The sequence below is a fragment of the Methylobacterium sp. J-077 genome (assembly GCF_022829365.1).
In the GTDB taxonomy this organism is placed as follows: Bacteria; Pseudomonadota; Alphaproteobacteria; order Rhizobiales; family Beijerinckiaceae; genus Methylobacterium.
In genome coordinates, this window is record NZ_JAKSYJ010000114.1 from 111806 (window position 1) to 124575 (window position 12770).

Below are 12770 nucleotides of genomic sequence, written 5' to 3' on the forward strand. Positions count from 1 at the left end.
GTTCGCGCCGACTTGCGGTTCCTGCCAGAGCACAACGCCCCAATCGGTATCGATCGCGCGACGGCGTCACGCGCCGCGGCCGGGCGGTTGCGCCTGGCGCCTGGCCGGGCCATCAGCGGAGGTGATGGCCGGTCCCGTTACCGCGCTGCCGATCGAGGCGGCGCTTCCCGAACTGCGCAGCGCGCTCGCCGCCCGGAACGCCGCCGTGCTGGTGGCGCCCCCCGGCGCTGGCAAAACCACGCGCGTCCCCCTCGATCTGCTCGATGCGCCTTGGCTGGGGGGACAGAAAATCATCCTGCTGGAGCCGCGCCGTCTGGCGGCCCGGGCCGCCGCCGCCCGGATGGCGCAGACCCTGGGCGAACCGGTCGGGGGCACGGTCGGGCTGCGGGTGCGGCTCGGCTCGAAGATCTCGGCGCGGACCCGAATCGAAGTGGTGACCGAGGGCGTGTTCACGCGCATGGTCCTCGACGATCCGGAACTCGCGGGCATCGGCGCGGTCCTGTTCGACGAGTTCCACGAGCGCTCCCTCGACGCCGATCTCGGCCTGGCCTTCGCGTGCGACGCGCAGGGCGGGTTGCGCGAGGATCTGCGCATCCTGGTCATGTCGGCGACCCTGGATGGTGCCCGGGTCGCGCGGCTGCTGGGCGACGCCCCGGTGATCGCCTCCGAGGGTCGGGCTTTTCCGGTGGAGACTCGCTACGCCGAGCGCGACCCGAACCGGCGGATCGAAGAGTCCGTCGCCGAGGTGACGCTGCGGGCGCTGCGGGCGGATCCGGGCTCGGTGCTGGTGTTCCTGCCGGGCCAGGCCGAGATCCGCAGGACCCACGACCTTCTCGCCGACAAGGTCGGGCCCGAGGTCCAGCTCGCCCCGCTCTACGGCGCGCTCACGCCCGCCGAACAGGACCGCGCCGTCGCGCCGGCGCCTGCCGGCACCCGCAAGGTCGTGCTGGCGACCAGCATCGCCGAGACCTCGCTGACCATCGAGGGCGTCCGGATCGTGGTCGATTCCGGCCTGGCCCGGGTGCCGGTCTACGAGCCGGGCCTCGGCCTGACCCGGCTGGTGACAGCGCGGGCGTCCCGTGCCTCGGTCGACCAGCGCCGGGGTCGCGCCGGACGGACAGAGCCCGGCCTATGCTGGCGGCTGTGGTCGGAGGGCGGCACCAGCGCGCTCGAACCGTTCACCCGTCCCGAGATCCTGTCGGCCGATCTCGCCGGGCTGCTCCTCGACTGCGCGGCCTGGGGCGTCACCGACCCGCGCAGGCTCGCCTTCCTGGATCCGCCGCCCGCGGCGGCGCTCACGGAAGCTCGCACCATGCTCGCCGCCCTCGGGGCGCTCGATTCCGACGGGCGGCTCACCGAGATCGGCACGAAACTGCGCGCCCTCCCGCTACCGCCGCGGCTCGCCCGGATGGTCACGGTGGCGGCGGGGGTCGGCCAGGCGCGGGCCGCCGCGGACCTGGCGGCGGTGCTGGTGGAGCGCGGGCTCGGCGGCGACGGCATCGACCTCGACGAGCGGGTCGAGCGCTTCCTCCGGGACCGGGGTGGCCGGGCCGCGGACATGCGTCGCCTCGCCGAGAATTGGGCGCGCATCGCCGGGGGCGCTCGACAGAACGACCGGGAAGCGGCCGGCCCGCTGCTGGCGCTGGCCTATCCCGACCGGGTCGCCCGCGCCCGGGGCCGGGAGGGCGAGTTCGTGATGGCCAGCGGTCGCGCAGGCCGGCTCGACCCGGCGAGCCCGCTCGCCCGGGAGACCTATCTGGTGGTCGCCGACCTCGCGGGCGCCGCCGGCAATGCCCGCATCCTGGCGGCGGCTTCGATCGGCGCCGAGGCGATCGAGCGCCTCTTCGCCGACCGGATCAAGGCCTGCACCGAGGTGACCTTCGATCCCCAGGCCGCCGCCCTGCGGGCGCGGGCGGTCCGTCGCCTGGGCGCGGTCGGTCTCGGGGAACGGCCGCTGCCGGTTCCGGCCGGCCAAGACTCCGCCGCGATCCTGGCCCAGGGCATCGTCGGGCTGGGCATCGATCGCCTGCCCTGGACGCCGGCACTTTCGCAATGGCGCGCCCGGGTTCAGTTCTTGCGCACGGCCGAGGGGGCCGAATGGCCGGACCTGTCCGATGCCGCCCTCGCGGCGAGCGCCGAGACCTGGCTGGCGCCGGCTTTGGTCGGGCGCAATTCCGTGGCCGCCATCACCGCGGACGACCTCGCGGGGTCCTTGCTGGGCCTGCTGCCCTGGCAGCTTCGCGGCCGCCTCGATGCCGAGGCGCCGACCCATGTCGAGGTGCCGACCGGCTCGCGCATCCCGGTCGACTACACCGAGGCCGAACCGATCCTGGCCGTCCGGGTGCAGGAGTTGTTCGGCCTCGACCGGCACCCGACCGCCGGCGGCCGGCCCCTCGTTCTGCACCTGCTCTCGCCGGCTCACCGTCCGATCCAGATCACCCGGGACCTGCCGGGCTTCTGGCGCGGCTCCTGGGCTTCGGTGCGGGCGGAGATGCGCGGGCGCTACCTCCGCCACCCCTGGCCGGAAGACCCGCTCGCCGAGGCGCCGACCCGGCGGGCCAAGCCCCGCGGGACATGAATCCCCGATGCTCATCGACCACCACCACGACAGGACGGACGCGACGCGATGACGACCGACCCGAAAACCTTCGATCCCGTATCCGAGGGCTGGGCGGCGGTAGAGGACAGGGGCTTCATCGCCCATGTCGGGCCACTGCACTTTCGCGACGCGGACGGGGCCTACGCGTTCCGGGCGGAGCAGAAGCACGCCAACCTGATCGGCGTGGTCCATGGCGGCATGCTGATGAGCTTCGCCGACCGGGCGCTCGGCGAGACCGCGATGCGGGCTGCCGACGGCGCCAATTGCGTCACGATCCAGCTCGAGATGAAGTTCATCGATGTCGGCCGCCTCGGCGACTGGATCGAGGTGCACCCCCAGGTGGTCAAGCGCACCGGCTCCCTCGTGTTCATGCGCGGGGACGTCCGGGAGGGTACGCGCCTCGTGGCGTCGGCCGACGGCGTCTGGAAGATCCTGCGGCGCCGGCCCGGTTGAACCGTCATAACACCGCGTCATAATGACGCGACTCGCGACGGTTCGATCGACGGTCGATCGACCCACGGGGAGGAATGTCATGCAGCAAATGCAGGATGATGCGACCAAGACCCGGCTCGCGATGCCGTCCCGGCGCACCATGCTGGTAGGTGCCGGCGTGGCCTTGGCCAGCACCACGAGCGCTTTCGGCCAGCCGGAGCCGCCGAGCACCGTGACCAACCCGCCGCGCGACTTCCGCCCCGGCGCACCGCCGACCACGTATTTCACCGATCCCGACGTACTCACGGTCGATCCGGCGTTCGAGCGATACATCGTGCCCAACAGCGCCATCCGCCGCCTCTGGACCGGCGCGCTTTGGGCCGAAGGGCCAGCCTGGAACAGTCTCGGCCGCTTCCTGATCTGGAGCGACATCCCGAACGACCGCCAGATGCGGTGGCTCGAGGAGGACGGCCATGTCGGAATCTTCCGCAGCCACAGCAACAACTCGAACGGCAACAGCTTCGATCGCCAGGGCCGCCAGATTTCCTGCGAGCACATCACCCGGCGGGTGGTGCGCTACGAGCTCGACGGCTCCGCAACCATCCTGGCCGACCACTTCGACGGCAAGCCGTTCAATTCGCCCAACGACATCGAGCAGCACGCCGACGGATCGTACTGGTTCACCGATCCACCCTACGGCGAACAATTGTACGAGGGAACGCCGGACGAGGCGGGCGGCCCCTCGAACCCGCAGGGTCGCCTCAATCCGCGGCTCGGGCAGCCGGCCGGTCTCTGGACGGGCAAGCGCGGGCTCCCCAACGCGCTCTACCGGATCGACCCGACCGGCCGGATCGACCAGGTGCTGACCGACGCGCAGGTGCCGAACCCGAACGGCCTCTGCTTCGCGCCCGACCACAAGACGCTCTACCTCTCCTCCACCGGCAAGGGCCCGGGCGATACCGGACCCGGCGGCAAGGGCGAGATCTACGCCTTCGATGTCGGGACCGGTCCCGCCGTCTCGAACAAGCGGCTGTTCTCGGATTGCGTCGTGGACGGCGTGAAATGCGGCCCCGACGGCATGCGGGCCGATGTCGACGGCAACCTCTGGGTGGCGAGCAATGCCGGCCGCGCCGTGGGCTACAACGGCGTCACGGTCTGGTCGCCGCAGGGCAAGCTGATCGGCCGGATCCGCCTGCCCGAGGTCTGCGGCAACCTCACCTTCGGCGGTCCGAAGCGGAACCGCCTGTTCATGACCGCCAGCCAGTCGCTCTACGCGGTCTACGTCAACACACAGGGGGCGGGACCGGCGTGAGCAGGGAGAGGCGGGTCGGGCAAGGGCGACAGGTAGCAATCTGACCGTGGTTGCCGGGCCTCCGCGGCGCTATCTGGAGCGGCATGAGCGACGATCCCGACCCCGACCCGAACCTGAGCCGCCTCAGCGCAGCCCTGGGCGACCTGCCCAGGCGCGGGCTGCCGCCGGTCGAAAAGTGGGATCCGCCCTATTGCGGGCCTATCGATATCCGCATCGCCGCGGACGGGACCTGGCATCACAACGGTTCGCCGATTCGCCGGGACAAGCTGGTCAGGCTGTTTTCCACGATCCTGCGGTGCGAGCCGGACGGGCGGGTCGTGCTGGTCACCCCGGTGGAGAGCGTCGGCATCACCGTGGAGGATGCCGCCTTCATCGCCGTGGAGATGGCTGTCGACGGCACCGGGGAAGGCCGGCGGATCTCGTTCCGGACCAATGTCGACGACCTCGTCAGTGTCGATCCCGAACATGGCCTGCGCTTCGAGCAGGGCCCGGACGGGGCGTTGAAGCCCTATCTCCATGTCCGGCGCGGGCTATGGGCGCTGGTGACCCGGGCGCTCACCTACGATCTGGTGGATCTGGCCGAGGAACGCTCGGTCGACGGGCGGCCATGGCTCGGCCTCTGGGCCGGCGGCACTTTCCACACCATTGCCCCGGCCGAGGCCGCGTGAGCGACCCGCGCGCCGATTTCCTCGCCCGCGCCGCGTGCCACCTGTCTCCGGACCCGCCGGGCCCGGACGACCCGACCTCGAATCCCGGGGGCGACCACAGCCTCGACCCGGGCGGCACCGCCCTGATCCCGCCGCCACCGCACCGGCGGGCCGCGGTGCTGGTCCCGGTGGTGTTCCGGCCGGCCGGACCGTACCTGGTGCTGACCCAGCGTGCCGCCAATCTGCGCGACCATTCCGGGCAGGTCGCGCTGCCGGGCGGCAAGATCGACCCCGCCGATCCCGGCCCCGCGGACGCGGCGCTGCGGGAGGCCCACGAGGAGATCGGACTTCCACCCGAATCCGTACGCCTGCTCGGCTATCTCGACCCCTACCTGTCCGGCACCGGGTTCCTGGTCACGCCGGTGATCGGCGTCGTCGGACCGGAAGCCACCTTCACGCCAAACCCCACAGAGGTGGCGGACGTGTTCGAGGTGCCGCTGGCGGTGCTGATGGATCGGGACCGCTACGTTCTGCAAGCCCGGGTCTGGCAGGGACGGCCGCGCCGATACTATGCCCTGACCTTCGAGGACCGGCTGATCTGGGGCGTCACCGCCGGGATCCTGAACAACCTCCGGGAGCGCCTCTACCCGGAGACGAGAGTGTGATGCGGCAAAGAGGATTCCGGTCTTTCGGACCTCTCATGCGATGACACGGAGTTGGAAACGGGCTGTCGTTCACGAAAAACTGCCGCTCGCTCCAGCGCTGACCCAGCGGGATAAGGCTACACACCGTCATGCTGCGCCGCCTCATCGAAGAGTTCGGCCTCTTCCTCATCCCCTTCGCCCTGTTCATGGTCTATCTCGTGCTGGCCGGCCGCAACCCGCTGCGCCGGGTGCATTGGGATCCGCACATCGTCCGCCTTGTGCTGGCCGGCCTTGCCGTGGTGATCGGCACGCTGGTCTACGAGGGCTTGTTCTCGGAGCGCCGGGCCGGCGGCTACGTGCCGACCCATATGGAGAACGGCCGCCTGGTGCCGGGCGCATTCAAGTGACGCGGGCGCTCGATCACGGCGCACTGACCGCCCTGCTCGACCAGCCGGGCGTGCGCCGGGCGCTCACGGCCCTGGATCGGCCCGGCGCCGAGACCCGCCTGGTCGGCGGCTGCGTGCGCGATGCGCTGCTCGGGACCCGGTCCGCCGATATCGACCTCGCGACCACGCTCCTGCCGGACGCGGTGATCGCCGCCGCCCGCACTGCACCGGGCCTCAAGGCGGTGCCTACCGGAATCGAGCACGGCACGATCACCCTTGTCACCGAGGACGGCCCGATCGAGGTGACGACCCTGCGCGAGGATGTCGAGACCGACGGCCGCCACGCGGTGGTGCGTTTCGGCCGCGACTTCGCTCGCGATGCCGAGCGGCGCGACTTCACCGTCAACGCACTGTCCCTCGCGGCCGACGGGCGCCTGCACGATACGGTCGGCGGTTTGGCCGATCTCAAGGCCGGGCGGGTCCGGTTCATCGGCGATCCGGCCACCCGCATCCGCGAGGATGCCCTGCGGATTCTGCGGTTCTTTCGCTTCCACGCACGCTTCGGCGCCGGGCCGCCGGATGAAGCCGCGCTCTCCGCCTGCATCGCCGCCCGGCAAGCCCTGGACCGGCTCTCCCGTGAACGGGTCCGGTCGGAATTCATGAAGCTGCTGGAAGCCCGGGGCTGTCTGCCGATGGTCCGCACGTTGAGCGCGACCGGACTGCTCCAGCAGATCACCGGCGGCGTCGCCGAACTGGGGCGGCTCGAGCGGGCGGTAACCGCCTCTCTCACACCCGTGATGCGGCTGGCGGCGCTCTCGGTCAATGGCCGGCACGACGCGGATCGGCTGCGGGATCGGCTGCGCCTGTCGAAGCAGGAGCACGCGCAGCTGACCGCCTACGCGGACGCGCTGGCGAACCTGCATGGCCGCGCGGCGATCGACGCGCAAGCGGCCAGGTCGCTCACGGCCGAGCACGGGTTGCCGGTGCTGAACGAGACGCTGGCGATCCTGGACGGCGGGCCGCGGCCCATCCTGGAGGATGAGGCCCGGCGGGCGCTTCAGGTTCTGGGCGGGGAGGGGGGCGCGCCGCGCTTTCCGCTCACGGGAGCGGATCTGGTGGCCGCGGGCCTATCGGCCGGACCGTCCATCGGCCGGGGATTGGCTGCGGCCCGAGCGCTCTGGCTGGAGCGCGGATGCCCGACCGACGCCGAGGCGCGGGCCGAGCTTTTAACGCACGCGCTCGACAGCGCGCGCCAATCCCACATTTAAAGCTTGAGGAGCGCCTTGGTCTCCCGGAGCTGGACGATCTGCCCGTTCAGCTCTTCGCGCTTCTGCAGATCCTCGGTGGCGTCCCGCTGCAGCTCGGCCGCCTCGATATCCTTGTCGAGGGAGTCGTGGGTCAGCTCCTCGATCGGCGCGGCACGCTCGGCGAGGACCGTCACGGCGGTCGGGCCGATATCGGCGAAGCCGCCGCGGACGTAGATCCGCTTGCCGCTGCCCTGGCTCTCGGTGATCACGATGACACCGACCCGCAGGGAGGTCAGGACCGGGGCGTGGCCCGGCATCACTGTCATCTCGCCCTCGGTGCCGGGCAGCTGAACGGCGGTCACTTCGCCGGAATACAGCGTCCGCTCGGGGCCGACGAAATCGAAGTGGAAGGTGGCCATCGGTCTCTAGCTTCCCGAACCCGCAACGCGCGCTCCTCCCCCTTGGGGGGAGGAGGTGGAGGTGGGGGTGTGGCAGGAGGCACCGGATCCGCTCAATCCTGCACCGGCCCCACCCCTAACCCCTCCCCGCAAGGGGGAGGGGATGCCCGCACTTACTTACGCGGCCTTGAGCTTCTTGGCCTTTTCCTGGGCCTGCTCGATCGTGCCGACCATGTAGAAGGCGGCCTCCGGCAGGTCGTCGTAATCGCCGTTCACCAGGCCCTTGAAGCCCTTGATGGTGTCTTCGAGCGGCACCTGCACGCCCGGCGAGCCGGTGAACACCTCGGCCACCGTGAAGGGCTGCGAGAAGAAGCGCTCGATCTTGCGGGCGCGGGCGACGGTGAGCTTATCCTCCTCGGACAACTCGTCCATGCCCAGGATCGCGATGATGTCCTGGAGCGCCTTGTAGCGCTGCAGGGTCTGCTGGACGCGGCGGGCGACGTCGTAATGCTCCTCGCCGAGGATCGCCGGCGACAGCATGCGCGAGGTCGAGTCCAGCGGATCCACCGCCGGGTAGATGCCCTTCTCGGCGATCGAGCGCGACAGCACGGTCGTGGCGTCGAGGTGGGCGAAGGACGCCGCAGGCGCCGGATCGGTCAGATCGTCGGCGGGCACGTAGATCGCCTGCACCGAGGTGATCGAGCCCTTGGTGGTGGTGGTGATGCGCTCCTGGAGGGCGCCCATGTCGGTGGCGAGCGTCGGCTGGTAGCCCACCGCCGACGGGATGCGGCCGAGAAGCGCCGAAACCTCGGAGCCCGCCTGGGTGAAGCGGAAGATGTTGTCCACGAAGAACAGCACGTCCTGGCCCTCGTCGCGGAACTGCTCCGCGATGGTCAGGCCGGTGAGCGCCACCCGCGAGCGGGCGCCGGGCGACTCGTTCATCTGGCCGTAGACCAGGGCGCACTTGGAGCCCTCGGCCGAGCCGCCATGCTCCTTCGGGTCGACGTTCACCTTGGATTCGATCATCTCGTGATAGAGATCGTTGCCCTCGCGGGTCCGCTCACCGACGCCGGCGAACACCGAGTAGCCAGAGTGAACCTTGGCGATGTTGTTGATCAGCTCCATGATCAGCACGGTCTTGCCGACGCCGGCGCCGCCGAACAGGCCGACCTTGCCGCCCTTGGAGTAGGGGGCCAGCAGGTCCACCACCTTGATGCCGGTGACGAGAATCTGCGCCTCGGTCGACTGGTCGGCATAGGACGGGGCCGGCTGGTGGATGGCGCGGTAGGTGTCGCACACCACCGGGCCGAGCTCGTCGATCGGCTCACCGATGACGTTCATGATCCGGCCGAGGGTGTTCATGCCGACCGGCACCTTGATCGGCTCGCCGGTATCCATGCACTCCTGGCCGCGGGTCAGGCCCTCGGACGTGTCCATGGCGATGCAGCGGACGGTGCTCTCACCGAGCTGCTGGGCCACCTCGAGGACGAGGCGGGCGCCGTTGTTCTTGGTCTCCAGAGCGTTCAGGATCTCGGGCAGGTGGCCGTCGAACTGGACGTCGACCACAGGGCCAATGACCTGGGTGATCTTGCCGACCTTGTTGGAGCCGGCGCCGGGGAGTGCGGTGTTCGCCATCGTAAACCTACCCTTCAAGCTGTGCGTTCAGGTCGGGGAGCCTCAGAGGGCTTCCGCGCCCGAGATGATCTCGATGAGTTCTTTGGTGATCATGGCCTGACGCGTGCGGTTGTAGATCAGCGTCTGCTTCTTGATCATCTCGCCCGCATTGCGGGTAGCCGAGTCCATGGCGCTCATGCGCGCACCCTGCTCGGACGCGGCATTTTCCAGGAGCGCCCGGTAGACCTGCACGGTGAGGTTCTTCGGCAGCAGCGTCTCCAGGATCGCCTCCTCGGAGGGCTCGAACTCCAGGGCGGCGTTGCCGTTGGCGCTCTTCGCGGAGGTGTCGGCCTCGGGCAGCTCCGCCGGGATCAGGCGCTGCGCGGTGGGGATCTGCGAGATCACCGACCGGAACTCGGAATAGAACAGCGTCGCGACGTCGAACTCGCCGGCCTCGAAGCGGGTGAGGATCTTGTCAGCGATCTCGGCGGCGAACTCGTAATCGACCGGGCGATTGCCGCGGATGTCCATGCTCTCGACGATCTGATCGCGGTAGAGGCGGCGCAGCTGATCGGCGCCCTTCTTGCCGACCGTCATGATCTTGACGGTCTTGCCCGCGGCGGTGAGCTTCTGGATGTATTCCCGGACCGCCAGACGGACGATCGAGGAGTTGAACGCGCCGCACAGGCCGCGGTCGCCGGTGCAGACGACCAGGAGATGGGTCTGCTCGGAACCGGTCCCGGAGAGGAGCTTGGGAGCGCCGACGCCGCCGACCAGATTGCCCGCGAGGTTGCCGAGCACCTGGGCCATCTTCTCGGCGAAGGGCCGGCCCGCCTCGGCGGCCATCTGCGCCCGGCGCAGCTTGGCGGCGGCGACCATCTGCATGGCCTTGGTGATCTTCTGCGTCGCCTTCACCGAGGTGATGCGGTTGCGCAGGTCCTTCAAACTCGCCATCGGGCCGCGTCCAGATCCGTTCCAGGGCCTCTCCTCCCCCGTGCGGGGAGGAGCCGAAGGTGGTGGCGGTGCCGGGTATGGCGGCCGACGGTGCCCGCGGCACCGGCTCCATCCCGATCCTCCCCACCGGAGGCGGGGAGGTCACCGTGGTGGCTATCCGATCAGTTGCCGATCGACTTGGCCACGCCCTCGACCACGCTCTTGAGCTTGCCGGCGCTCTCGTCCGACAGGTCCTTGGAGGTGGCGATGGCGCTGAGCAGGTCCTGGTGCTTCGAGCGCAGCGTGCTGAGCAGGCTGTCCTCGAAGGCGCGGATCTTGCTGACCGGGAGCTTGTCCAGGTAGCCGTTCACGCCGGCGTAGATCACCGCGACCTGCTCTTCCATCTTCAGCGGCGAGAATTGCGGCTGCTTCAGGAGCTCGGTGAGCCGCGAGCCGCGGTTCAGGAGCTGCTGGGTCGAGGCGTCGAGATCGGAACCGAACTGCGCGAAGGCCGCCATCTCGCGGTACTGCGCCAACTCGCCTTTGATCTTGCCGGCAACCTTCTTCATCGCCTTGGTCTGGGCCGAGGAGCCCACCCGCGACACCGAGAGGCCGACGTTCACCGCCGGGCGGATGCCCTGGTAGAACAGGTCGGTCTCGAGGAAGATCTGGCCGTCGGTGATCGAGATCACGTTGGTCGGGATGTAGGCCGAGACGTCGTTTGCCTGGGTCTCGATGACCGGCAGGGCGGTCAGCGAGCCGTTGCCGGCGGCGTCGCCCATCTTGGCGGCGCGCTCGAGCAGGCGGCTGTGGAGGTAGAACACGTCGCCCGGATAGGCCTCGCGGCCCGGCGGGCGGCGCAGCAGCAGCGACATCTGGCGGTAGGCGACGGCCTGCTTGGACAGATCGTCATACACGATCACGGCGTGCATGCCGTTATCGCGAAAGTACTCGCCCATGGCGCAGCCGGCGAAGGGCGCGATGAACTGCATCGGCGCGGCGTCCGAGGCGGTGGCGGCGATGACGATGGAATATTCCAGGGCGCCCTGGTCCTCCAGCACCTTCACGAACTGCGCCACCGTGGAGCGCTTCTGGCCGATGGCGACGTAGATGCAGTAGAGCTTGGACGCCTCGTCCCCGCTCGCGGCGTGGCCGGGCTTCTGGTTCAGGATCGTGTCGAGGGCGATGGCGGTCTTGCCCGTCTGGCGGTCGCCGATGATCAGCTCGCGCTGGCCGCGGCCCACCGGGATCAGGGCGTCGATCGCCTTCAGGCCCGTGGCCATCGGCTCGTGCACCGACTTGCGCGGGATGATGCCCGGGGCCTTCACGTCGACGCGGCGACGCTCGGTGGAGGCGATCGGGCCCTTGCCGTCGATCGGGTTGCCGAGGCCGTCGACCACGCGGCCGAGCAAGCCCTTGCCGACCGGCACGTCCACGATGGCGCCGGTGCGCTTGACGGTCTGGCCTTCCTTGATCTCGCGGTCGGAGCCGAAGATCACGATGCCGACGTTGTCCTGCTCGAGGTTGAGCGCCATGCCGCGCACCCCCGACTCGAACTCGACCATCTCGCCGGCCTGGACGTTGTCGAGGCCGTAGGCGCGGGCGATGCCGTCACCGACGGACAGGACCTGCCCGACCTCGGAGACCTCGGCCTCTTCGCCGAAGTTCTTGATCTGGTCCTTCAGGATCGCGGAGATCTCGGCTGCGCGGATGTCCATACTCGGGCCTCTGTCGCTAAATCGTCAGTGCTTGTTCGGATCGGATGAGGCGCGCTTACCGCGCGGCCTGCATCGCGAGGCGGATACCGTTGAGCTTGGTCTTCAGGGACGCATCGATCATGCGCGAGCCCATGCGGACGACGAGGCCGCCGATCAGGCTCGGGTCGACCACGAGGTCGAGATCGATATCGGCCTTGGCGACGTCGCGGAGCGACGCCTTGATCTCCTCGATCAGGGCGTCGGAGGGCCGTTCGGCCACCCGCACTTCGGCGCGCACGATTCCCTTGGAATCCTGCACCAACGAGCGGAAGGCGGCGATCATGCCCGGAAGGGCGAACAACCGCCGATTCGAGGCCGCGAGTCGGATGAAATTGCCGGCCAGTCCACCGATCCCGGCGCGGTCGAGCACCGCACCGATGGCGGCTTCCTGCTCGTTGGGCGTGAAGGCCGGGCTGCGGACGAGGCGGCGGAGATCCGCGCTCTCCTTCAGCAGGCCATCGAATTGATTGAGGCCCTCGGCGACGGCATCGATCTGGCGCTCGTCGCGCGCGAGCTCGAACAGGGCGGAAGCGTACCGGCCCGCCACGCCTGCAACCAGGGGACCAGCCTCGGAACCGTTCTGCGCCACCCGTCGCTCTCTTCTCTGTTGCCCGCCCGCTCCGCGCGCTCCGGCCGGGAACGCGGTGCGGAGACCGTACGGGACATGGGATCGCGCCAGCAGTGGAACGGTCGAGGACCAGCCCTTGTGGCGCGGCGACCGCCTAGCATGTCAGCATGGCCGCACGCAACACGGACCGGGGTGGCTCTGCGCGATACGGAGGCGGAAGTGTGACGCCGCGT

General features: G+C 69.7%; 12 protein-coding genes. 7 read left to right on the plus strand and 5 right to left on the minus strand.

The features are described from left to right. Positions 1–124: 124 nt before the first annotated feature. The 7 genes from hrpB (at position 125) to MKL11_RS11880 (ending at position 7288) form a co-directional block, all read left to right on the plus strand. Positions 125–2578 carry an ATP-dependent helicase HrpB gene (hrpB, locus tag MKL11_RS11850; protein ID WP_243943488.1) on the plus strand — a complete coding sequence of 818 codons (2454 nt, stop codon included), beginning with the start codon at positions 125–127 and terminating at the stop codon, positions 2576–2578. A gap of 48 nt (positions 2579–2626) precedes the next feature. Then, positions 2627–3052, plus strand: a complete 426-nt coding sequence (locus MKL11_RS11855; RefSeq protein WP_243943491.1) for a PaaI family thioesterase — start codon at positions 2627–2629, stop codon at positions 3050–3052. A gap of 79 nt (positions 3053–3131) precedes the next feature. After that, entirely contained in the window at positions 3132–4343 is a 1212-nt protein-coding gene (locus MKL11_RS11860) for an SMP-30/gluconolactonase/LRE family protein (RefSeq protein ID WP_409565850.1), read from the plus strand. A gap of 83 nt (positions 4344–4426) precedes the next feature. Beyond that, the gene (locus tag MKL11_RS11865; RefSeq protein WP_243943493.1) at positions 4427–5011 is read left to right on the plus strand and encodes a DUF1285 domain-containing protein; all 585 of its coding nucleotides are present in this window, start codon (positions 4427–4429) and stop codon (positions 5009–5011) included. Continuing rightward, entirely contained in the window at positions 5008–5655 is a 648-nt protein-coding gene (locus tag MKL11_RS11870; protein WP_243943495.1) for a CoA pyrophosphatase, read from the plus strand. Before MKL11_RS11865 ends, MKL11_RS11870 begins: the two co-directional genes overlap by 4 nt. Before the next feature lie 128 nt (positions 5656–5783). Next, entirely contained in the window at positions 5784–6041 is a 258-nt protein-coding gene (locus tag MKL11_RS11875) for a DUF6111 family protein (RefSeq protein ID WP_243943497.1), read from the plus strand. Further along, the gene (locus MKL11_RS11880; RefSeq protein ID WP_243943500.1) at positions 6038–7288 is read left to right on the plus strand and encodes a CCA tRNA nucleotidyltransferase; all 1251 of its coding nucleotides are present in this window, start codon (positions 6038–6040) and stop codon (positions 7286–7288) included. Before MKL11_RS11875 ends, MKL11_RS11880 begins: the two co-directional genes overlap by 4 nt. Here the strand turns inward: MKL11_RS11880 and MKL11_RS11885 are convergent. The 5 genes from MKL11_RS11885 to MKL11_RS11905 all read right to left on the minus strand — a co-directional run bounded on the left by MKL11_RS11885 (position 7285) and on the right by MKL11_RS11905 (position 12558). Further along, positions 7285–7686 carry a F0F1 ATP synthase subunit epsilon gene (locus MKL11_RS11885; RefSeq protein WP_243943502.1) on the minus strand — a complete coding sequence of 134 codons (402 nt, stop codon included), beginning with the start codon at positions 7684–7686 and terminating at the stop codon, positions 7285–7287. The two genes, MKL11_RS11880 and MKL11_RS11885, sit on opposite strands and share 4 nt — an antisense overlap. Before the next feature lie 156 nt (positions 7687–7842). After that, positions 7843–9300 (minus strand): F0F1 ATP synthase subunit beta, encoded by a 1458-nt coding sequence (atpD, locus tag MKL11_RS11890; RefSeq protein WP_243943504.1) that lies wholly within the window; start codon positions 9298–9300, stop codon positions 7843–7845. A gap of 42 nt (positions 9301–9342) precedes the next feature. Further along, positions 9343–10233 (minus strand): F0F1 ATP synthase subunit gamma, encoded by an 891-nt coding sequence (locus MKL11_RS11895; RefSeq protein WP_243943506.1) that lies wholly within the window; start codon positions 10231–10233, stop codon positions 9343–9345. Positions 10234–10394: 161 nt separating this feature from the next. Beyond that, positions 10395–11930, minus strand: a complete 1536-nt coding sequence (gene atpA / locus MKL11_RS11900; protein ID WP_243943508.1) for a F0F1 ATP synthase subunit alpha — start codon at positions 11928–11930, stop codon at positions 10395–10397. A gap of 55 nt (positions 11931–11985) precedes the next feature. Further along, positions 11986–12558 carry a F0F1 ATP synthase subunit delta gene (locus MKL11_RS11905; RefSeq protein ID WP_243943510.1) on the minus strand — a complete coding sequence of 191 codons (573 nt, stop codon included), beginning with the start codon at positions 12556–12558 and terminating at the stop codon, positions 11986–11988. Between the last annotated feature and the right edge of the window lie 212 nt (positions 12559–12770).